Annotated in this window: 19 protein-coding genes; 10 read left to right on the forward strand and 9 right to left on the reverse strand. The window is 66.1% G+C overall.

From position 1 onward, the window contains the following. Positions 1 to 177: 177 nt before the first annotated feature. From rutA to U9J23_RS07780, 10 genes are all read left to right on the forward strand, one after another. Positions 178 to 1,263, forward strand: a complete 1,086-nt coding sequence (gene rutA / locus U9J23_RS07735) for a pyrimidine utilization protein A (protein ID WP_272270188.1) — start codon at positions 178 to 180, stop codon at positions 1,261 to 1,263. Between the two features lie 72 nt (positions 1,264 to 1,335). Further along, on the forward strand, positions 1,336 to 2,304 hold the full coding sequence (locus U9J23_RS07740) for a carbon-nitrogen hydrolase family protein (RefSeq protein ID WP_272268983.1): 969 nt from the start codon (positions 1,336 to 1,338) through the stop codon (positions 2,302 to 2,304). Beyond that, on the forward strand, positions 2,301 to 3,953 hold the full coding sequence (locus tag U9J23_RS07745; protein ID WP_272268982.1) for an amidase: 1,653 nt from the start codon (positions 2,301 to 2,303) through the stop codon (positions 3,951 to 3,953). The genes U9J23_RS07740 and U9J23_RS07745 overlap by 4 nt, the downstream gene beginning before the upstream one ends. Beyond that, positions 3,946 to 5,433, forward strand: a complete 1,488-nt coding sequence (locus tag U9J23_RS07750) for an MFS transporter (RefSeq protein WP_272268981.1) — start codon at positions 3,946 to 3,948, stop codon at positions 5,431 to 5,433. Before U9J23_RS07745 ends, U9J23_RS07750 begins: the two co-directional genes overlap by 8 nt. Beyond that, a complete protein-coding gene (locus U9J23_RS07755) occupies positions 5,430 to 6,101 on the forward strand; it encodes an isochorismatase family protein (RefSeq protein ID WP_272268980.1) in 672 nt (223 codons plus the stop codon). Before U9J23_RS07750 ends, U9J23_RS07755 begins: the two co-directional genes overlap by 4 nt. 132 nt (positions 6,102 to 6,233) lie before the next feature. Next, positions 6,234 to 7,412 (forward strand): sugar ABC transporter substrate-binding protein, encoded by a 1,179-nt coding sequence (locus U9J23_RS07760; protein WP_326602197.1) that lies wholly within the window; start codon positions 6,234 to 6,236, stop codon positions 7,410 to 7,412. Next, positions 7,399 to 8,937 carry a sugar ABC transporter ATP-binding protein gene (locus U9J23_RS07765; RefSeq protein ID WP_272268978.1) on the forward strand — a complete coding sequence of 513 codons (1,539 nt, stop codon included), beginning with the start codon at positions 7,399 to 7,401 and terminating at the stop codon, positions 8,935 to 8,937. The genes U9J23_RS07760 and U9J23_RS07765 overlap by 14 nt, the downstream gene beginning before the upstream one ends. Next, positions 8,937 to 9,968, forward strand: coding sequence for an ABC transporter permease (locus U9J23_RS07770; protein ID WP_272268977.1), 1,032 nt, complete (start codon positions 8,937 to 8,939; stop codon positions 9,966 to 9,968). The genes U9J23_RS07765 and U9J23_RS07770 overlap by 1 nt, the downstream gene beginning before the upstream one ends. A gap of 238 nt (positions 9,969 to 10,206) precedes the next feature. Then, positions 10,207 to 11,541: an NtaA/DmoA family FMN-dependent monooxygenase gene (locus U9J23_RS07775; RefSeq protein WP_016692094.1), complete on the forward strand. Its 1,335-nt coding sequence runs from the start codon at positions 10,207 to 10,209 to the stop codon at positions 11,539 to 11,541. A gap of 119 nt (positions 11,542 to 11,660) precedes the next feature. Then, on the forward strand, positions 11,661 to 12,479 hold the full coding sequence (locus U9J23_RS07780) for a GntR family transcriptional regulator (protein ID WP_228526342.1): 819 nt from the start codon (positions 11,661 to 11,663) through the stop codon (positions 12,477 to 12,479). Positions 12,480 to 12,484: 5 nt separating this feature from the next. Here the strand turns inward: U9J23_RS07780 and U9J23_RS07785 are convergent, their stop codons facing one another. From U9J23_RS07785 to U9J23_RS07825, 9 genes are all read right to left on the reverse strand, one after another. Next, on the reverse strand, positions 12,485 to 13,081 hold the full coding sequence (locus U9J23_RS07785; RefSeq protein ID WP_085469528.1) for a UTRA domain-containing protein: 597 nt from the start codon (positions 13,079 to 13,081) through the stop codon (positions 12,485 to 12,487). 39 nt (positions 13,082 to 13,120) lie between these two features. Further along, the gene (locus tag U9J23_RS07790; protein WP_179161802.1) at positions 13,121 to 14,806 is read right to left on the reverse strand and encodes an ABC transporter substrate-binding protein; all 1,686 of its coding nucleotides are present in this window, start codon (positions 14,804 to 14,806) and stop codon (positions 13,121 to 13,123) included. A 56-nt stretch (positions 14,807 to 14,862) separates the two neighbouring features. After that, positions 14,863 to 15,741: an ABC transporter permease gene (locus U9J23_RS07795; RefSeq protein ID WP_085469530.1), complete on the reverse strand. Its 879-nt coding sequence runs from the start codon at positions 15,739 to 15,741 to the stop codon at positions 14,863 to 14,865. Position 15,742: 1 nt separating this feature from the next. After that, on the reverse strand, positions 15,743 to 16,873 hold the full coding sequence (locus tag U9J23_RS07800) for an ABC transporter permease (protein ID WP_085469531.1): 1,131 nt from the start codon (positions 16,871 to 16,873) through the stop codon (positions 15,743 to 15,745). Next, the gene (locus tag U9J23_RS07805) at positions 16,870 to 17,688 is read right to left on the reverse strand and encodes an ABC transporter ATP-binding protein (RefSeq protein ID WP_085469532.1); all 819 of its coding nucleotides are present in this window, start codon (positions 17,686 to 17,688) and stop codon (positions 16,870 to 16,872) included. The genes U9J23_RS07800 and U9J23_RS07805 overlap by 4 nt, the downstream gene beginning before the upstream one ends. Next, positions 17,685 to 18,584 carry an ABC transporter ATP-binding protein gene (locus U9J23_RS07810; RefSeq protein ID WP_228526343.1) on the reverse strand — a complete coding sequence of 300 codons (900 nt, stop codon included), beginning with the start codon at positions 18,582 to 18,584 and terminating at the stop codon, positions 17,685 to 17,687. The genes U9J23_RS07805 and U9J23_RS07810 overlap by 4 nt, the downstream gene beginning before the upstream one ends. A gap of 262 nt (positions 18,585 to 18,846) precedes the next feature. Beyond that, positions 18,847 to 19,554, reverse strand: a complete 708-nt coding sequence (locus tag U9J23_RS07815) for a GntR family transcriptional regulator (RefSeq protein ID WP_085469534.1) — start codon at positions 19,552 to 19,554, stop codon at positions 18,847 to 18,849. Between the two features lie 17 nt (positions 19,555 to 19,571). After that, positions 19,572 to 20,864, reverse strand: a complete 1,293-nt coding sequence (locus U9J23_RS07820; protein WP_085469535.1) for an NtaA/DmoA family FMN-dependent monooxygenase — start codon at positions 20,862 to 20,864, stop codon at positions 19,572 to 19,574. A 21-nt stretch (positions 20,865 to 20,885) separates the two neighbouring features. After that, on the reverse strand, positions 20,886 to 22,184 hold the full coding sequence (locus U9J23_RS07825; protein WP_085469536.1) for an NtaA/DmoA family FMN-dependent monooxygenase: 1,299 nt from the start codon (positions 22,182 to 22,184) through the stop codon (positions 20,886 to 20,888). Positions 22,185 to 22,207 lie beyond the last annotated feature (23 nt).

The following is a 22,207-nucleotide window of genomic DNA, read 5'->3' on the forward strand; positions in this document are numbered from 1 at the left end:
GCCCGCGGCTCGTCTCGTTTCGTGCCCCGGCTGCACTGATCGTTAACGTGGGCAACAATTCTGTTACCGAGGGGCACGAATCCGGCAACAACTGCTGCATACATTCGAATGCACAGCGAGTCGGGCAGTGTGGCCGGATCGCGTCCTCGAATCTCCCCGCCCTCAGGAGTGCGTGACATGGAAATCGGCGTGTTCATCCCCATCGGTAACAACGGCTGGCTCATCTCCAAGAGCGCCCCGCAGTACATGCCCTCGTTCGAGCTCAACAAGACGATCGTGCAGAAGGCCGAGAAGCACGGCCTCGATTTCGCGTTGTCGATGATCAAGCTCAAGGGTTTCGGTGGGGAGACCGAGTTCTGGGACCACAACCTCGAATCCTTCACGCTCATGGCCGGTCTCGCGGCCGTCACCGAGAAGATCAAGCTCTTCGCCTCCACTCCGATCCTCACCCTGCCGCCGGCGATGGTCGCCCGGATGGCGTCGACGATCGACTCGATCGCTCCCGGCCGGTTCGGCGTCAACATCGTGACCGGTTGGGCACCCAACGAATACACGCAGATGGGTCTGTGGCCCGGTGACGAGTACTTCGGCTACCGCTATGCGCAGGCCACCGAGTACGTGACGGTGATGAAGCAGTTGTGGGCCGATGGCGTCAGCAACTTCAAGGGCGAGCACTACACGATGGACGAGTGCGTCCTGTCGCCCGCCCCGTCCGGAGGCGGGGTGCCGATCGTCGCGGCGGGACAGTCCAAGAGCGGCATGAAGTTCGCCTCCGAGATGGCCGACTTCAACTTCATCATGGGCACCGGGATCAACACCCCGACCGCGATCTCGGATTCGGTGGCGACCCTCGTCGACGCGGCCGCCGGGACCGGCCGGGACGTCGGTGCGCTGACTCTGTTCATGATCATCGCCGACGAGACGGACGAAGCGGCACAGGCGAAGTGGCAGGACTACCACGACAACGCCGACCTCGCCGCACTCGGATACATGGCGGATCAGTCCGCTGCCGACGCCACCGCCGACGATTCGTCGACGGCGAAGACCATCTCGCTTCCCGAGGGCGCGGTGAACTTCAACATGGGCACTCTCGTCGGTTCCTACGAGACGGTGGCGAAGATGCTCGACGAGGTCGCGGAGCTCGAGGGCATCAAGGGCATCATGCTCACCTTCGACGACTTCGTCGAGGGCATCGAGAACTTCGGTACCCGTATCCAGCCTCTGATGAAGAGCCGTAACACCATCCAGGCCGCCGCAGCCTGACACGAACGACGGGTGGGAGCGCGAGCGTCGAGCCGCGCTCCCGCCCGTCATCCCATTTCCAGGAGGTTCCTCTTGACTTCGCGCACCCTCGACGTCGCCATCGTTCAGGCCGGCGAACTGACCGAGGACCTCCTCGGCAACCTTGCCGGGCTCGCCGCCCTCGTGCGCGCGGCAGCCGCACCCGACGGCGACGGCACCACGCCCGACCTGGTGGTCCTGCCCGAACTGATCACCACGCCCTACTTCTGCACCAGCCACGAGGTCGACCGCACGGCCTGGGCCGAGACGATCCCCGGCGACGCCACCGACCTGTTCGGCGCACTTGCGCGAGAACTCGGCTGCGCCATCGCCTTCGGTGTCTTCGAACGTACCGCCCACGACGTCACCCACAACTCCGTCGTGATGATCGACGCCACCGGCGAGATCCTGAGCTGGCGCACCCCCGACGGCGGAACACTGCCCGCCTACCGGAAGCTGTCGCTGCCGGCGAGCAAGGTCGGCGACGTCGACATCGACGAGAAGTACCACTTCGCGCCCGGGCAGGCACCCGCGACCGTCGACGCGTTCGGCACCCGCTTCGGCTGCGTCATCTGCTACGACCGCACGTTCCCCGAGAACTGGGCGGTCGCCCGTGCCCTCGGCGCCGAGGTGATGCTCGCGATCGTCTCGTCGCTCGGTACTCGCGAGGACCTCTTCCTCGCTGAACTGCAGACCCGCGCCCTCGAATCGCAGATGTGGATCGTCGCGGCCAACCGTGCCGGTCCGGAGACCCTCAACGGGGTGACGGTCGACTACTTCGGCCTGTCGTGCGTGATCGCCCCCAACGGTGCGATCGTCGCCCAGGCCCCGGCCCATCGTGCGGGGGAGACCTTGCGGTTCACCCTCGATCTCGACGCCGTCCCCACGCAACGTGCCGCCTTCCCGTTGACCCGGGACCGGCGCCCGGACGTAATGCGCCTTCTCGCCGATCTCACTGCGGGCACGGTGCGGCCGGCCCCGCTGCCCCGGCCGGCCTCTGCGACGACGGAGGTGCTCCGATGACCGCCACCGACTATCCCGACCTCACCGCCGCGTCCGCCACGACCGTCGACGACCTGCTCCCACAGGCCCGCGCCGACATGGAGTCGCTGCTCGAGGCGGGGCGGCGCGCGCCCCTGGCCCCGGTGCCGGACGGTCCGGCCTGCGAGCCCGCCCATTCCACGGCATTGCTGGCGGCGAGCCCAGTCCCCGCATCGCCGATCGAGGTACCTGCTCCCACCGTCCGCACCGGCGCACCCGTGTACGAACTCGGCGTCCTCGACCTGCTCGCTGCCTACCGGTCCGGCGCGACCACCCCCACCGACGTCCTCGCCGCGCTGCGAGCCCGATGGAGCGACCCGGAACTGTCCGGAGGGGCCGTCCTCGCCGTGATCGACGGCGCCGACGACGCGGCCGCGGACTCGGACCGGCGATGGAGCGATGGCACCGAGCGCCCACTCGAAGGCATATTCTTCGCCGTCAAGGACATCATCGACGTGGCCGGGGCGCCCGTCACCGCAGGCTCACGCACCACCGGTGACCGCATCGCGGCGACCGACGCAACGGTCGTAGCGCGCCTCCGCGCGGCCGGAGCCATCCCCGTGCTCATGACCGCCACCACCGAGTTCGCCTGCGGTGCACCGCACAACGCCCGCTACGGTGCCGTGACCAATCCGTGGGACCGGAACCGGTGGACCGGTGGATCGTCGACCGGTTCGGCCGGCGCCCTGGCCGCGCGGCTCGTCCCGCTCGCTCTCGGCACCGACACCGGCGGATCGATCCGGGTGCCCAGCGCCCTGTGCAATCTCACCGGCATCAAACCGACCTACGGTCTCGTGCCGCGCACCGGCGTCGCGTCGCTGTCGTGGACCCTCGACCACATCGGTCCCATGGCACGCTCTGCCGCCGACCTGCGGATCGCCCTCGATGTGCTCGCCGGGCCGGACGGATACGACCCTGCCGCGGTACCGAAGGAGACGGCGCAGCAGGTGCAGGACGGACTCGTCGCCGCGGGAACCGCCGCGGCACCGTCCCTGGCCGGTCTACGCCTCGGCGTCCCCACGACCTGGTTCACCGACCTGTGTGACGCCGGCGTACTCGCCGCGTGGGAGTCCGTCGTGGACACCTTCCGTACCCTCGGCGCGGAGATCGTGCCCGTCGACATCCCGGACGCCCACCGCCTCCACGACGACGTCACGATCGTCATGACCTGCGAGCTGGCCTCCAACCAGGAGGGCGCCCTGGAGAAGTTCGCGCTGTACGACATCGGCACCCAGGTGCGGATCGCGCGCGGACTCGTGCCCTCGTCGGTGGACTATCTGCGGTCGGTGCGCCGACGCACGCTCGCCCAGCAGGAGACGATCGAAGCCTTCGACACCGCCGGCATCGACGTACTCGTCACGCCGGGGATCGGCGCCACGGCGGCGCGGTTGTCGGACGTGACGATGGAGATCGACGGGGCGCGGTACCCGATGCAGACGATCGTCGGCCGCAACACCGGCCTGTTCGACTATCTCGGCCTGCCCGCCGTCATGGCGCCCGCAGGCTTCTCCGACGGAATGCCGGTCGGCGTGCAGTTGGTGGGACGGCCGTGGGCGGACGACACATGCCTGCGCCTGGCGCAGGTGCTGCAGTCCGTCACCGACGTCCACGACCGCCGTGCCGATGGATAGTCTCACCGCCCGACGTCATCCACATCCGTGGCGGGTCTTCGCAGCCACCAGCATCGGCGTCGTCGCCGTATTCATCAGCTTGAGCGGACTGACCGTCGCGCTGCCCACCGTCACTCGCGAATTGGATGCCTCCGGCGCCCAGTCCACATGGATCCTGCTCGGTTACATGTTGGTTACCACAGCACTGATCCTGGTGTTCGGCAGACTCGCCGACATCCTCGGTCGTCGGCCGCTCTACCTGGCCGGTCTGGTCACGTTCACCGTAGCCACAGGTCTGTGTCTGCTCGCACCGTCGGCGGGATGGCTCATCGCGGCGAGAGTGCTTCAGGGGGTCGGAGCCGCGGCCGTGGTCACCAACAACACGGCTCTGCTCACGGACACCTTCCCGCCGCGACTGCTCGGCCGCGCGCTGGGCTGGAACGCGACCGTCGCGGCCGTGGCTCAGGTCGTCGGACCACTCATCGGCGGAGCGGCCACGGCGGCCCTCGGATGGCGGGGTCTGTTCGTCGTAGTACTGCCCGTCGGAATGGCGGCCATCGTCGCGTCGTTGTGGGTGATTCCGCGTAGTTCTCGCACGAGTGGTACCCGGGAATCCTTCGATCTGACCGGTGCCGTCCTGTCCACTGCGCTGCTCACCACCATCGTTCTGGCCCTCACCCCGGGGGCCGGTTCGATCCCTTGGCTCCCGTGGGTAGGTGGGGGCGCGAGTCTCGTCCTCGCGACAGCCTTCGTCGTTGTCCAGGTACGCCGAGCCCATCCCCTCGTCGACCTGTCGCTCTTCAGGGAGCGTGGGATAGCCCTGGTACTCGTCGCGGTGCTCGTGAATGCGGTCGCAACCTACGCCGTCACATTGCTCGTCTCCCTGTACGGGCAGGCGGTGAACGGTATATCCGCCGTCGCCGCAGGAGCGCTGGTGATGCCCGTAGCGTTCGGTACCGTAGTCGCCGCCGCAGCAGCCGGTTCGCTCATGTTGCGCTTCAGTCCCCGAATTCTCACCGCAATCGGGATGGCGCTCAACGCAGTCGGGTTGGTCGGCGTCGCCCTCGTCCTGTCCGACGATGGCGCAGCGCTTGCAGCGACCGCGCCCTTCCTGTTCGTTCTCGGATGCGGGTCAGGGCTGTTCATGACACCGAGTACCAGCGCGCTCATGTTGACGGCGCCGCCGGACCGCCGCGGGATCGCCAACGGTCTGCGGTCGACGTTGCAGAACGTCGGCTATCTGCTCAGTACCGCACTCGCTCTGGTCTTCGCCACGGTCGGGCTCAGTGCTACCGCCCGTCAGGCAGCCTACGGTGGCACACTCGGTGCGCTCGGTAGTGATGAAGTGGCCCGTTTCGTCGACAATGTTCGTCTCGTGAGCCTCGCGCTCGCCGCGGTCGCCGTCGTTGGAGTCCTCGTCTGTCTGTCTTTTCCCCGCCGCAACGTCACTGCGGCGGTTCATCCACTCGAATCCGTCACCCCACTCAAGGAGTCAGCTTGACCATCGCAGATCGCATCGAACAGGCCGCAGACTACGCCCGCGCCGGCTTCGGACAGGAACTTCGGCCGGGGAAACGTCCTGCCCTCGTCCTCGTCGATCCCGCACGTGCGTACATCGACCCGGAATGCCCTCTCTACGCGGGTGTGGAAACCAATGTCGAAGCCATGAAGACCCTGCTCGCAGCTGCGCGTACGGCAGGAATCCCCGTGGTGGTCACGGAGGTCCGCATACGGGCCGACGGAGCCGATGCCGGAGTCTTCTTCAAGAAATCGGGCACACTCGTCGCGTTCTGTGAGGGAAGTCCCTACGGGGAGTTCATCGAGGGACTCGAACCCACCTGTGCCGAAATGCTGGTGACGAAGAAGTACCCCAGCGCCTTCTTCGGCACCACTCTCAACTCACACCTGACCTCACTCGGAGTGGACACGGTGCTCATCGCGGGATTGTCGACGAGCGGTTGCGTGCGAGCGACCACTCTGGATGCCATGCAACACGGTTTCATTCCGATCGTGGTCGAAGAGGCTGTAGGAGACAGGGACTCGTCCATCCACAACTCGAACCTGTTCGACATGCAGCAGAAGATGGCCGAGGTGTGGTCGCTGGCGCGAGCACAGGAGTACCTGGCGGAGATCTCGACCCTCCCCGACGCAGATCACGTGTGCAATTAACACGAACGATCCAAGGATGTCGCCGCGTGCAACACGTCGCGGATACATTCGAAGTCATCACCTTTCGAGCCAGTCCCCGCAACGACGCGGTCGCTTCTTCTTCGGCACACTCCTCATCTCCCAGGAGAATCCATGCGTCATTCCCTTCCCGGCCGCGCCGCAATCGCCGCGCTCGCCTTCTCGGCCGTCTTCGGTCTCGCCGCGTGCAGCAGTGACGGATCGGGTGGCGGCGACGTGTCGGACGCCGACGTCACCGCCGGAATCGAGTACGCCCGCGCCCAACTCGCCCTGTACGAGGCGGACCCGGAGTTCACGCTCGAGGCCGAGCCGTTCCCGATGAAGGACATCGCCGGCAAGACGATCTTCGCGATCCCCACCAACAGTGAGAACCCGTACAACGTCGCCGTCGACGAGGAATCGAAGAAGGTCGCCGAAACCTACGGCGCCACCTGGATCGAGTACACGAACCAGGGCCAGCCCGCCCAGTGGGCCACCGGTGTCGAACAGGCCGTGAATCAGAAGGTCGACCTCATCATCCTGTCGCAGGGTGTCGACGCATCCCTCATCAAGCCGGCACTCGAAAAGGCCGACGCTGCCGGGATTCCCGTTCTGCTCACCCACACCATCCTGCGCGGTGAACCGGTGCCCGCCGACCTCGAAGGACTGATCGACGCCACCACCGACGCCCCGCTCTCCGAGGCCAACCGGCTCACCGTCGACTGGATGATCGATCGCACCGAAGGCGAGGGCAACGCGCTCATCATCACCTCCAACGAGGTTCCCCCGGCCAAGGCCGAGGTGGCCGCGATGGAAGACGAGATCGCGCAGTACTGCCCGAAGTGCACCTACAAGATCGTCAACGTCCCGGTCACCGAGTGGGCCACCAAGATCCAGTCCGAGGTGCAGTCCGCACTCTCCGCCGACCCGAACATCAACTTCATCCTGCCCATCTACGATTCGATGTCGCTCTACGCCCAGTCGGGCATCAAGGCCGCGGGCAAGACCGGCCAGGTCGAGATCTCCTCGGTCAACGGCACCCCCGCCGTCCTCAAGATCCAGCAGGACGACGGCATCGTCACCATGAACGTCGGTGAATCCATTCCGTGGCTCGCGTGGGCGACGATGGACCAGGCCGGTCGCCTCCTGCTCGGCTACGACCCAGTCCCCAACGGTGCGCAGGAGACCCCGCTCAAGCTCATCACCGCCGACAACATCGACGAGACCGGCACCCCGCCGCAGCCCGACAAGGGATACGGCACGGCCTACGTCACCGGTTACGAAGCACTGTGGGGGCCCAGTGACCAGTCCTGATCCCATCGTCAACATCGTCGGTCTGTCCAAGACCTTCGGTGAGCACACGGTGCTGAAGAAGGTCGGCCTGACGATCCACGCCGGCGAGGTGCACGGCCTACTGGGGGAGAACGGTTCCGGCAAATCCACGCTCATCAAGGTCCTGGCCGGCTTCCACGCCCCCGACCCCGGCGCCGCGCTGCAGGTGCGCGGCAGGGACGTGACACTGCCGGTCCCGGCCGGCGGATTCCGCGACCTCGGCATCAGCTTCGTCCACCAGGACCTCGCCCTCGTGCCCGATCTGTCGGTGGTCGAGAACCTCCGCGTCGGACCCGTCGTGGCCGGATCGAGGCCGTGGATCTCGTGGCGGCGCGAGAAGCGCACCGCCCGAGCACTGTTCGAGCGCTTCGGACTCCACATCGACCCCGAGGCACCGGTGTCGAGCCTGAACGAGACCGAACGTGCCCTCCTCGCGATCCTGCGGGCGACCGAGGAACTGGGAGAGCGCCGCACCCTGCTCGTGCTCGACGAACCCACGGTCTTCCTGCCACGCGAGGGCACCGACCTGCTGTTCGCCGTCGTCCGCGAGATCGTCGCCGACAAGAAGGCCGCCGTCCTGTTCGTCTCCCACGACCTCGACGAGGTGCTCGACCACACCGACCGCGTCACCGTGCTGCGCGACGGGGTGTCGCAGGGCACGCACCGCACCCGCGACCTCACCGCGACCTCGCTCATCGACCTCATCGTCGGACGCAGTCTCGACTCCGCCGACCCGCGCGTCGCCGGACCCGTCCGCGACTTCGAGGACGTACCGGCCCTCGCCCGGATCGAGGACCTCGAGACCACCACCGTCGACGGCGTCGGGTTCGACGTGCGGCCCGGGGAGGTCATCGGACTCACCGGCATCGCCGGCTCGGGCTACGACGACGTGCTCCCCGCCCTGTACGGGGCGCGGCAGGCCCATGGCGGGCGGCTGACGGTCGGCGACGACAGCGTGGACCTGCCCGCGATGACACCGATCGACGCGCTCGCCCGAAAGGTCGTCTACGTGCCGCCGGACCGCAAGGTCGAAGGCAGCGCGCCCGAACTGACCGTCGCCGAGAACGTCACCCTGCCCGTGCTCGGTACAGGCTTCGTCAAACCGCGAGCGCTGAAGGACATCGCGACCGCGCTTGCCGAGCACTGCGACGTCCGGCCACGGGACCCGCAGGCCGTCTACGGGTCGCTGTCCGGCGGCAACCAGCAGAAGGCTCTGCTCGGCAAGTGGCTCCAGACCGACCCGGTACTGGTGCTTCTCGCCGAACCCACCCAGGGTGTGGACATCGGTGCCCGCGCCCGCATCTTCGAGATGTTGCGGGAGACCGCGCGTGGGGGAGCGGGCATCGTCGTCGCCAGCTCCGACTACGAGCAACTGTCGGTCCTGTGCGACCGCGTCCTCGTCTTCTCCCACGGGCACGTCGTCGCCGAACTCAGCGGCGACAACCTCTCCAAGCACCACATCTCGGACAGTGTTCTCGGCTCGACCCGACAGGAAGTGAGCGCCTGATGTCCGTCACCATCGACAAGACCACCTCCGCGAAGACCGGCTCGCCCGAAGCGGATTCCGCACGTCCCCGCCGCTCTCTCGGGCCCATGTTCGAGAAGTACGCGCTCGTCCTGGCGCTGATCGCCGTCGTCGTCGTGTTCAGTGCGCTGCGACCAGAGACCTACCCGACCGCCAACAACCTGCAGAACATCCTCGGTTCCCAGGCCGTCCTGCTCGTCCTGGCCCTGGGACTGATCGTCCCGCTCACCGCCGGTGAGTTCGACCTGTCGGCCGTGTCGACGATGTCGCTGGCCGCCATGACGATCGCGGTACTGAACGTGCAACACGGCTGGTCGCTGCTGCCGGCCATCGCTGTCGCCGTGCTCGCGTGCCTCGTCGTCGGCCTGATCAACGCACTGCTGGTCGTGCGATTGCAGATCGACTCGTTCATCGCGACCCTCGGCAGCGGCACCGTCGTCCTCGGTGTGGTGCAGTGGATCTCCGACTCGACCTCGGTCACCGGTGTCGACGCCGCGCTCGTCGACGCGACCATCGGCACCCGCATCTTCGGAGTGTCGCTGCAGTTCTACTACGCCCTCGCCCTGGTGCTGATCATGGCGGTGGTCTTCCAGTACACCCCGATCGGACGCCGACTGCTCTTCGTCGGGCGCGGTGCCCAGGTGGCCCGGCTCAGCGGCCTGCACGTCGACCGCATCCGCGGGGGTGCGCTCGTCACCTCCGCTTTGGTCGCGGCTCTGGCCGGGACCGTCTACGCCGGCATGCTCGGTGGCGCCGATCCGTCCTCCGGCCAGTCGTTCATGCTGCCGGCCTTCGCGGCTGCCTTCCTCGGCGCCACAGCGATCGTCCCGGGCCGCTTCAACGCGTTCGGCACGCTGGTCGCGGTGTACTTCCTCGTCGCCGGGGTGGTCGGCCTGCAGATGCTCGGTGTCGCCAGCTTCGTCCAGCAATTGTTCTACGGTGGCGCATTGGTGGTCGCGGTCGCGCTGTCCGGCGCGGTGCGGCGCCGCACGGCGTCACGCTCCACACGCTGAGACGGGCCGCGAGATCGTCGAATGCGAGTGCCTCGTCGTATTGCGCGGCTGTCACGGTTGCGCAACACGGCGGGGCACTCGTCCCGTATCAGGACGAACGCTCCGGAACCCCGCTCCGAGGACTCGCGCAACGCGCGCGTTACCGCTACGGAACCGAATCGCTGCCGCTCGCCGACGACACTTCACACGCCACCGCGGACATGCGGTCACCCAGTTTCGGAAAGAAAAGGCGGAAGACATGTTTCATCTCGGATGGTTTCTCGGAAGCGGCTTCGGCATCCAGCCCTGGAACCCGGCCGGCGGCGACGGTGTGTACACCGGCGCGAACATGCGGGACTGGATGAAGCCGGACCTGTACGTCGATCTCGCGGCCTCGCTCGAGCGCGCCTGCTTCGACTACATCCTCATCGAGGACACCGCGATGGTCGAGGACAGCTACAACGGTTCCGCGGAGGTGTCGCTCCGACGGGGCTTCATGGCACCGAAGAACGATCCGATGCCCCTCGTGCCCCTGATGACCCAGCGCACCAAGCACATCGGCATCGTTCCCACCGTCTCGACGATCCAGTACCACCCCTATCTCGCAGCCCGCCTCTACACCACGCTCGACCACCTCACCGAGGGCCGGGTGGGCATGAACGTCGTCACCTCGGTGACCGACCGCGTGGCCCAGAACTTCGGCTTCGAGCAGCATTTCGACCACGACGAGCGGTACCGGATGGCCGAGGAGTGGGTCGACGTCGTCAAGCAGCTCCAGCACTCCTGGGATGTCGACGCCGTGGTCGCCGACGACGTGAACGGCATCTACGCCGACCACACCAAGGTCCATCCCATCAACTTCGAGGGCAAGTACTTCCGTTCGCGCGGACCCCTCAACACGATCCCCGGTCCGCAGCGCGACATTCCCGTCGTCTCGGCCGGCGGTTCGGTGCCGGGCCGCGAGCTCGCCGCCCGCCACGGCGACACGCAGATGGCGATGTGCAAGACCGTCGAGGACATGAAGGCCTACCGGGACGACATCCACCGCAGGATGATCACCCACGGCCGCAAGCCGAGCGACATCAAGTTGCTGTTCCTCGCCACCCCGATCGTCGCCCCCACGGACGCCGAGGCGCAGGAGAAGGCCGAGGCGCTGCGCCGGTACCGGTACACCGATGCCGCGGTGGAGTACAACCTCTGGAACATGAGCTACACGAGCGGTGGACGCATCGACTTCGGGGCCATCGACCTCGACACCCCGGTCGCCGACATCGACCTGTCCAAGGGCAACGGCGAGCGCTCCTCGATCGCCAACCTCTTCCAGGACACCGAGGGCAAGACCCTGCGGCAGGTCGCGGCGGAATCCTTCCAGATCACGGACCTCGGTCTCGTCGGCAGCCCCGACACCGTGGCCGCGAAGATGGAGGAGATCATGGACGAGGTCGGGGGTGACGGCTTCCTGCTGTACTCGCCGATGACCCGCCACAGCATCGCGGAGATCGCCGACGGACTCGCACCCGCACTGAAGCGTCGCGGAGCGATCCGCGACGGATACACCTACACGACCCTGAACGAGAACATCCACGAGTTCTGATCCGGTGGCACCGGTCGAGGACCGCATCCACCCGATGCGGTCCTCGACCGGTTCGACACCTCCGCTGTCCACCGGCCCGTAGTTTCCGGAGACCGAGAAGTATGAGAGAGAACGTCATCATGAGAGAGCGAGCCACGCATCCTCGCGCGGTGGGTGGCTCGGCCGGCAACCGCAACACCCTCTCGCGGCGCGTGCACGACATGTTGCTGGCCTCGGTGCATCACGGCATCTACGCCGAGGACCAGGTGCTCGTCGAGGATCAGCTGATCGCCCACCTCGACGCGAGCCGCACCGCCGTCCGTGAGGCACTCCGGAAACTGGCGGACGAGGGAGTCGTCGAACGGCATCCGCGCAGCGGCACGATCGTGGTGAACACGGGAGTGCGGATCGCGTTGGAGGACATCCGCCTCGCCGACGGACCGCCGGACGAGATGGACATCGTCATCACCGAACAGCGCACGGTTCCCAGCACCTCACTGCTCAGGACCCGGCTGTCGACCTCGGATCGTCGCCTGCGGATGGTGGAGAACACGTTCGCACTGAAGGGTGCGGTGATCGGTATCCGCACGGCGTATTTCCGGTGCTCCTTCGAAGCGGTGAGTTACGACGGGCGCGCGGCGATGAGCGAGGTCGCGGCGCGATTCTTCGGACGGACCGTGTCGCGGATCGATACCTCGATCGGAGCGACGACCGCCGATGCTCGCACCGCCCGGATCCTCGGGATCGCCGAGGGTTCCGCGGTCGTCGTACGCAACCAGACCTTCTACGACTCCCACGAGCGCCCCATTCAGATCGCGTTCGACCACTACCGCGCCGATCGTGTCACCTTCGTCCACGGGCGCCCGTCAACCGCAGCGGTCGCCTCGCCGCACCTGCACGCGACGACAGGCGGTCGGCGGACGGATCGTCACGGGGCCGAGCCGGTGAAGGGGGAGTAGACGCTTCACGCGGGCCGTCGACTCCGAGCGGTTGCGGCCACGATCGCGGTGAGGTCCGGACGATAGTGGGTCCAGCAGATGTGCCGCGAGATCCCGTCCGCGTCGTACATGGTCATCTCGCGCATGAGCACGGTCGAACCGGTCTCGACGGCGAGCACCGTGGCGGTGCGGTCGTCACAACGGACAGCCTCGATCACACTGCGGTAGCCGCCGTAGGGTCGGCCGAAGAGAGCGGCGAAGGAGTCGGCCACCGGTGGAATACGATCGCGCCGGTCCAGGGCGCTGATCGTCTCGCTGTAGCGTGCGAAGTCGACCTGCGCCGAGTATCCGACGTGGAGATAGACCGGGGTCCCGCCGCACGAAGCGAGCTGCTCGATAAGAGCGACGGGACCCCTTCCGATGCTCAGCGCAGCCCGGATGGGAGGCGTGGACTCCGTGATCCGATGGGACATCTCTTCCACCCGGAACTCGTGGAGGAGGTCCGGGTCCACCAACGGGTTGGGGAGCAGCTCACCGGGATGGAGCGTGTAGCGCGGCAGGTTTCCCGCGGCACGCTCGAAGCGGATCCTGAGACCGGACGTTGTTCGTGGATCCTGTGACATCTGCGCCCTTTCCGTCGGGGGAGTCGATCGACGATCCGCTCACTGGGAGGATGAGGCGGACCGATCGATCTCGATGAAGTCGAGCACGTTGTCCGTCCGATGCGCGAATCCCGTCACGTCGCTCTTGAACACATGCAGCGGAGCAACATTGGCGATCTGCACCATGGGTCGGTCCTCCTGCCATACCCGTTCGGCCTGGTTCCAGTGGACCGCTGCCTCCGGGGAGAGGGAGTCGCCGGCGGCGATTCCGGCCTCCACCGCTGTGTAGTAGTCCGGATTCTCCCAACTCGAAATGTTCCGACCCGGATTGTTCTTCGGGTACGACAGGAGTAGCGAGTAGGGCGGCGATTCGAAGGACACCGACATGTCCCGCAGCAGAAGGACCTGGAACGCCTTGTTTCCCTGTCGATCTGCCAGGGTGGCGGCGGGCAGGACCTCGATCTGTGTCTCGAAGCCCGCCGCCTTGCCGAACGACTGGATCTGCACCGCCACGTCCTGAAGATCCGGGACGGCCGAACTCGCCAGGATCGTGAACTTCACCGGCGTGGAGACTCCGGCCTCGCGGAGGATCTGCAGTGATCGATCCGGATCGTAGGTCTGGGGTTCGAGCCCTTCCGTCGACCGATTCGGCAGATTGGGATCGAGGAGTCCGACGACGGGCTTCGCGCGTCCCTGGTAGACCTGCTCGATGATCTGGCCGTAGGGAATCGCGTGCGCGAAGGCCTGCCGGACGGCCTTGTTGTCGAAAGGAGGAGTCTGCGTCTGCATGTACGCCCAGGTGAAGTTGTTGGTTTGGGTGTCGAAGGTCGAGAACTGGGGATCCGCCGCCATGGATGCCACATCGGCGGGCAGGACCTGCACCGCGATATCGACGGCACCCGTCTTCAGCATCGAGGCGCGGCTTCCGGCGTCGGGGACCACGCGCTGGACGATCCGGTCGACGGGAGGCTTGCCGAGCACGAATTTCTCGTTGGCGACATACGTGATCTGTTGGCCGTCCTCGTAGCTCTCCATGAGGTATGGACCGAACCCGAAGTTGCCGTTGAGGTTCGACCACTGGACCGCATACGGATCGTCCGGTGTGGCATGGGACTTCAGCAGCGTGCTGTCGTAGATCTCTCCCGAGATCTTGGAAATTACAGCCAACAGCGGGAATCCGTGTCCGGCCTCGGCAACGGTCCAGGACACCGTGTAGTCGTCGATCCTGGTGAGTTGGGTAGCCGGATCGGTGATGGCGGGCAGCGAGATGGACGGGGCGATGCTGGTGGAGTTCCACTTGCGTTCGTACGACCAGACCACGTCGTCGGCGGTGAAGGGGTTGCCGGCAGGACTGACGACGTCGCGCCGGAGATGGAAAGTGTAGGTCCGGCCGTCGGGTGAAACCTCCCAGCTCTCTGCAAGGACACCTTCGTGCCGGTAGAGATCCTGGCGCATCGCACCGGGGTCGTCCGGATCCTGGATGTACGGATTGCGTATGAGGCCTGCGCCGGTGAGCTGGGTGAACTCGAATCCCTCGTAACCGCCGGGCTTCGCGTCGAACGCCAGTCCGCCGGGCATTGACGCGATTGCCTCCACCAGAGTTCGGGTGCCGTTCTGGTCGGAGGCCTTGCTCGACGCGCACGCCGTGCCGAAGGTGCCGAGTGCGATGGCCAAGAGGCTGCCACGCAGAACGGTACGACGGTCGACCTGTGCGTCGAGGAACGAAAGCGGATGTCGGGTAGGCATGAGGGGCTCTCCTGAGGGGATGCGAGCGGAACTGTACGAATCGAAAGGGGAGGGGATTACGCTCTGCGTCGACGGAGCAGTTCGTTGAAGCCCACCGACACGGCCGCGATCGTCAGGCCGAGGGCGAAGGCGGGGAAGGCGGCGGGCCACCATCGGCCGACCGTGGCGTCACTTGCTCCTCGGGCGAGCATCGCTCCCCATTCCGGGGTGGGTGGTGCCACGCCGGCGCCGACGAAACCGAGGGCCGCGGTCACGATGATCGCCACGGCGAAGATGACGGAGCAGTTCTCCACCGCGGACGAGATCGAATTCGGCAGGACGTGTCGTAGTGTCAGCCCGAGTTCGGATTGCCCACCGCTGCGGGCGGCATCCAGATAAGCTTCGGACCGGACCCGGAGGACCTCCGTGCGGACGAGCCGGATCTGGATGGGTGCCAGCACGACGGACAGGGCGATCATCAGGGTTCCGGTGCTCACGCCGAAGAACGCAATGATGACGAGACCGGTGAGAACCGCGGGGATCGCCTCGACCAGGTCCACGAGACGAGCAGCTCCCCGGGACACCCATCCGACGGGACCCCGCCGGGACTCGTTCATACCGATCACCAATCCCACGATGCAGCCGATTGTGGTCGCGGCAACGGTGACGACCAGCGCGATGGTCAGGTTGAGGCGGGTGGCCGCGAGCGTGCGTGAGAAGATGTCCAGCCCCGACGAATCGGTGCCGAACCAGTAGGTGCCGTCCGGTGCCTGCGAGGACGGGCCGACCACCACCTCCGGATCGAATCGGAGAAGTAACGGGGAGGTCAGAGCGACGAGGGTGAGGACGAGGAGAGGTACCACCTTCGCCCAGCGCAGGTGGCGGAGGTACTGCACGACGCGTGCGGTGCGCGACGGAAAGAACTCGGCAGTCAGGGACGTTGCTGGAACCGTCATGTCACCCTTCCGTTCTCACTCCCGGCCTACGCCGAGGATCGATCAGCATGTTGGTCACGTCGACGAGGAGGAACACCAGGAGCGACAGGGTGGCGACGGTCAACAGGAAGCCCTGCATGACGACGACGTCGCCGCTGTTGACCGCGTCGAGCGCGTACTTTCCCATCCCCGACAGCCCAAAAAGGGTTTCGAGGATGACGGTGCCGCCGAGGAGGTATCCGAAGAGCGTGCCGGCCATTGTGACGGACGCCGGTGCGGCACGGCGATAGATGCTCTTGACCACCGTCCGGGTGCTCGCCCCGGAGGCGATCCGGAACCTGGTTGCCGTCGCGTCGGCCTCCTTGTCGAGCGCCGAGACGAGCACGCGGATGAGCAACGCGGAGTGCGCCGCGCACATCACCACGACCGGTAGGGCCAGATGTGCCAGCGTGGACCAGAACGCGTCGGGGCGACCGGCGAGCAGCGCATCCACCAATGGAAACCCAGTGGTCGTCGGCGGAGCGATCTCATCGACGTCGAGACGTCCCATGGGGGCAGGGACGATCTGCAGGGTCGCGTAGAACAGCAGGATACCGGCCACGGCCAGCACGTATTCCGGCACAGCGCCGGCGGCTCGAGCATAGCCGCGGATGATGTGTGCGATCACCGACCGGTGGTGGAAGACCGCGATATACGAGGCCGCGATGCTGAGGAGAATCGAGAGTCCGAGTCCGAGCAGTGCGAGTTCGAGTGTCGCCGGGAGCCTTGTCTGCAGCTCGTCGATCACGGGCCTGCCGTTGACGATCGACTCGCCGAGATCGAGGTTCACGATTCCGTGCAGATAGCTCGTCAACTGCTGGAACATCGTTCCGTTCAAGCCCATGCGTTCCTGCATCGCGGCGTACGACTCGGGGGTGTAATTCTGGCCGAGCATCGCCCGGATCGGATCACCGGGCATCGACCGCACCAGCAGGAAGGTGAGGACGACGAATACGAACACGTGCACGGGAAGCGCGAGTACACGGGTGATCCACCATCGGTTCCGGTGCAGATACCGCAGGACGGAGTGGGAGGATCGGGTCGATTTCTCGGGGGCGTCGGTTCCCGCCGCGCGCAGCGGCTTTTCGGCAGGAGTCAGGGCGATGCTGGTCATATCGGTTGCACCTGTTCGATTTCCGCCCCGTACGCGGTGAGCAACGACCGTGTGTACGGGTGCTGTGGACGGCGGAGCACATCGAGGGTGGGCCCCTGCTCGACGACCTTGCCGTGATGCATGACCGCCAGTTGCTCGGTGATGAACGCGGTCGCAGGTAGACCGTGCGACACGAAGACCAACCCCGCTTCGTTGGTGATGCAGTACTCCTTGAGGAGATTGAGAATCGAGCCCTGCACCGAGACGTCGAGCGCGGACACCACCTCGTCGCAGATGAGCAGCTTCGGTCCGACGACGAGTGCCCGGGCAATCGCGAAGCGCTGGCGTTGACCACCCGAGACCTGGCTCGGGTAGCGCTTCGCCAGTTCGACCGGAAGGCTCAGTTTCTCGAGCGTGTCGAGGGCGGTGCGCAGTGCCTGACTCCGTTCGAAGGAGTACAGCGTGACGAGAGGTCGCGCGACGGACTCGATCAGGGTATGACGGGGATCGAAGGACGACGTCGTGTCCTGGGCGATGAACTGGACCGCGCGCCGGAACGCGAGCCGGCCGGCGCGACTGCGCAGCTGGAGCGGGAGAGGTTGCCCGGCGAACTCCACCGAGCCCGTCGTGGGAGTGTCGAGGCCCGCGAGCATCCTCGACACGGTGGACTTCCCCGAACCGGACTCGCCCACGATGCCGAGGCGTGTGGTCTCGTCGATGGTGAATGTGAGGCCGTCGACGGCCGTGTGCTGACGCAGCGCCGAACCGAAGACTCGCGTGACGTCGGTTGCGGTGAGGTCGACCCGGTCGGGTGGGTCCACCGCGGCCGAGCTCATGCGACGTCCTGTTCTGCGTGCGCCATGACTTCTTCCAGGGTCGGAAGGAAGTCGCGACCCGCCGTCGCCATGGTGGGAACGCACTCGAGCAGGCCGATGGTGTACGGATGGCGCGCCTCGTGTTCGATCCGGGAGGACGGTTGTTCCTCGACGATCGCTCCGTGCCGCATCACGCAGATCCGGTCGGTGTACTCGAGGCAGAGCCGGAGGTCATGGCTGACGATCAGCAGCGAGGTGTCCGAGGACTCGGTCAGTTCGAGGAGCAGTTCCATCGTGGCGCGGGCCAGGGAGGCGTCGAGGGCGCTCGTCGGTTCGTCCGCGAGCAGCAGCTGCGGCTGCGAGGCGAGGGCGATCGCCATCATGACCCGTTGCCGCATTCCGCCGGAGAGTTCGTACGGTTTGGCCTTCATCACGCGTCGGGTGTCATTCAGGCCGACCTTGATCAGCCATTCCGCTGCCCGGTCGTGGATCTCCGCCTTCGGCCGCTTCTCGGCTGTACGCAGTACTGCACACAGCTGACTCCCGATCGAATAGACGGGGTCCAGGGAGGTCATCGCGTCCTGGACCACCATGGCCATGCCGGGGATGCGGCACGGCAGTCGCGAGAGATGTCGTAATGGTATGGGGTTGCCGTCGAAGGTGGCGCGATCGGCGGTGATCGCGATACCGGGCTGTACCAGGAATCCGGCCATGGCCATCGCGAGAGTTGTCTTCCCGGAACCGGATTCCCCGACCAGAGCGACTCTCTCGCCTCGGTCGATGCGGATGTCGATTCCTTCGATGGCGGGTGTGCTGTCGGGTCCGCCGTAGCGGACGGTCAGGTTCTCGATGTCGACGAGCGTGTCCGTGGGTCTCTCGCCCCCCGGCTCGATGTCCATCGATCTCGGTGTGTCCATCAGTGTCGATCCATGAGGGGCCATGAGTCACCTACTCCTGTGCTCGCTCGAGGCGATGTGGTGACCCGTCGACGTTGACGCGGTCGTGAGATCTGTCGATCGAATCTGTTCCGATTCGGGGCGTTCCGGTAGTCGGAGAAGAGCACGCAGCAGCTTCGCCGGCGGCCGCGAATAGAGTGTCGGAGTCGTGCATTTCGAATACCGGTACCGCCGGTAACGGTCCCATTGCGCTACTCGGTCCGCACCGGTGGTGCTGGTCACTTCATCGAGTTCCGTCGACGATCGCCACACGATCTCCACGGAAATGGGTGAAGCTGACCTGCCGGACCGCGCCATCCCGGTCCGTGTGGACGAGCCTGCGGAGGATCAACGGTTGTCCGAGCGGTATCTGCAGATCGGATGCCATGTCGGTGTCCGCGGAGGTCGCCGTGATGGTCGCCGAGATCTGTTCGCCACCGCACGCTTCCTCGGGTTCGTCGTGAGGAATACAGATGAGTCGGCGGTAGATCGGTTCGCCGGCGAGGACCGCGAGCTGTTCGACGAGGAGGACTGCGGCCGGCAATCGCCCGTAGTCGATGCGGAGCGGACCTATGCCGGTATGAACTTCGTGGCCGAGACGGTGGATCGTGACCGGGCCGTCGTTCCCGGTCACGCCGGGGAGCACATCGTCGACGCGGCATTGAAGAATCCGACGTGTCTGGGCCGTTCCTCGTTTGGGAGAACGTGCCAGCAGGCCTTCGTCGGTGAGGCGCCGGAGAGCCGCGCGTACCGCATTGCGCCCGGCTCCCAACTCGTCGACGAGACGGCTCTCGAGCAGAGTGCCGGCGGCGACCGGACCCTCTCGGATCAGCGAGCGGATCTGCTCGTAGGCGAACCGCACGTCGGTGTTCCGTCGTGCGACCGAGGCGGCGGTGACACGACGGTGCTCCCGGCCGGCTCGGGCGAGTTGCTCGAAACTGCGTGGTGGCAACGCTTCCCCTTCTTTCGTCAGAACTCGAGCAGGTTCTCCCGGAACGTGTTGTGCGTGTAGTCCGAGCGGATCAGGCCGCGTCGACGCAGAACCGGCGCGAGCCCGTCGGCGATCTCGGTGACGTTCTTGCGGGTGACCGGGGCGGCGATGAGGAAACCGTCACCGCCCGCATAGTCCATCACCTCCTCCATCTGGTCGGCGATCGTCGCGGGTGATCCCACCAGTTCGACGGATTCGACCGTTCGATGATTGGCGGCGATCTCTCGGAGTGTCCTGCCTGACTTGGCGAAATCCGCCATTGTGCTCTGGTGCCCGTTGTTGCCGCTGAGGTCCGGCATAGGGGCATCGAGGTCGAACTTCGAGAAGTCCATACTGGTGAAGTACGACATCGCGGCCAGATTACCGCTGATGTTCGCCGCCTGCGCGGCACGCATCTGTGCCTGCTTCTCCTTCGCCTCCGCATCGGTCTCCGCGATGATGGGCGAGACGAGGTACAGCACCTTGACGTCGTCCGGTTTGCGGCCGTGGTCGATCATGCGCTGGGAGATGTCGTCGCGATAGGCCTTCATCGCCTCGGCGCCGACAACCGCGGAGACGATCGTGTCGGCGTGTGCGGCACCGAGATCGCGGCCGGCGGGCGAGCCTCCCGCCTGGCACACGACCGGACGGTGCTGGGGTCCCGGTGGCAGATTGAGGGGGCCCCGAGTCCGGTAGAACTCGCCTTCGAAGTTCGCGGGTTTGATCTTGGTGTGATCGGCGAAGACCCCGGTCTCGGTGTCGAGTTGTAGCGCACCCTTCTCCCAGGTGTTCCACAACGCGGTGACGGCCTGCATCCACTCGTCCGCCATCTCGTAGCGCTTGTCGTGGTCGATGTGCTTCTCGAGCCCGTAGTTCTGCGCGGCCTTGTGCGGGCTGGCGGTCACGATGTTGACGCCGATCCGTCCCTGCGTGAGGTGGTCGAGAGTCTGATAGAGCCGGGCGGCGAGGAAGGGTGGGTAGAAGGTGGTCGCCACCGTGGCGATGAGACCGATCTTCTTGGTCGCCTGTGCGACGAGAGGCATGAGGGGTAGCGGATCCATGCGTACGGCCTGCCCGGCGCTGACAGAGCTCTCGAAGGTGCCCTGGTAGATGTCGGGAAGGACCGAGGAATCCTCGAACATCATGTAGTCGAAGCCCGCTCGCTCGAGGGCACGCGCGGTGTCCACGAAGAGCTCGGGCCGTCCGACGTCCGCGGCAACATTGCCGGACCAGGGCTGGTTCCAGCCGTAGACGCCGAAACCGGTGGTGAGAAACCATCCGAGGTGGAACATGAGATCTCCTTGGGGTCGGGTTCAGAACGAGAGAAGGTTTTCGCGGAAGGTGCCGTAGTCGTAGCTCGAACGGATCAGGTCGCGACGACGCAACTCGGGTGCGAGGCCGTCGGCGATGGCGCTGACATTGCGCCGGGTGACGGCGGAGGCGATGAGGAATCCGTCGCCGCCTGCGTACTCCATGGCCTCGGCCATCTGGTCCGCGACGGACGCCGGGGTGCCGACGAGTGGGATGGAGTCCTTGACGCTGCGGGTGAGCGCGACCTCCCGCAGAGTCTTGTCCTCGCCTGCCTTCTGATAGTCGGCGACGGTGCTCTGGTGCCCGTTGGTACGTGAAAGGACCTCGGGGAACGGGGCGTCGAGATCGAATTGCGAGAAGTCGAGGCCGCTCACATAAGACATGCCGGCCAATGCTCCTTCCACGTCGGACGCCGCGGCCTCGCGGCGACGCTGCGCAATGGCTTGCGCCTCCGCGTTGCTCTCGGCCAGGATCGGGTCCACGAGGAAGAGCACCTTCACGTCGTGCGGATCCCGCCCGTGAGCGACCATCCGTGCGGAGATGTCCTCGCGGTAGGCCCTCATCGCCTCGACCCCCACGACTGCCGAGACGATGGTGTCGGCGTGTTCGGCGGCGAGTTCACGGCCGGCGGGGGAGCCTCCGGCCTGGCACACCACGGGACGCCGTTGAGGGCCGGGAAGAGTATTGAGCGGTCCTCGCGAACGGTGGAAGCGGCCCTCGTAGTGGATCGGATGCACCCTGGTGTGGTCCACGTAGACGGTGCGATTCTCGTCGGTGCCGAGCGCATCGGGTTCCCACGACTCCCACAACCGGGACACGACCTGCATCCACTCGTCCGCCATGGCATATCTCAGGTCGTGCTCGATGTGTTCGTCCAGACCGTAGTTCTGCGCCGCCGCATGAGGGCTCGCCGTCACGAGATTCACGCCCACGCGGCCGTGGGTGAGGTGATCGAGCGAGGACATGAGGCGGGCCGCCAGGAAGGGCGGGTAGAAACTCGTCGCCATCGTGGCGATGACCCCGATGTGTTCGGTGTGGCGGGCGATGAGGGACACGAGGGGCAACGGGTCGTATCGCACGACGGCGTTCTTCAGCGAGTGGGCGTAGGACCCCTGATAAATGTCCGGCAGGACCGAGGAGTCTTCGAGCATCATGTAGTCGAATCCGGCGCGTTCGAGGGCCGCGGCGGTCTCGAGGAAGAGCTCCGGGTTGCCGATGTCCGCACGAATGTTGCCGGACCACGGCCCCTTCCAGTCGTAGACGCCGAATCCCGTGCTCAGGAACCATCCCATGTGAAACATGTCGAGTCCAATCTCCTCGGGGG

It is taken from the genome of Rhodococcus sp. PD04, assembly GCF_035918275.1.
Taxonomy (GTDB): Bacteria; Actinomycetota; Actinomycetes; order Mycobacteriales; family Mycobacteriaceae; genus Rhodococcus; species Rhodococcus rhodochrous.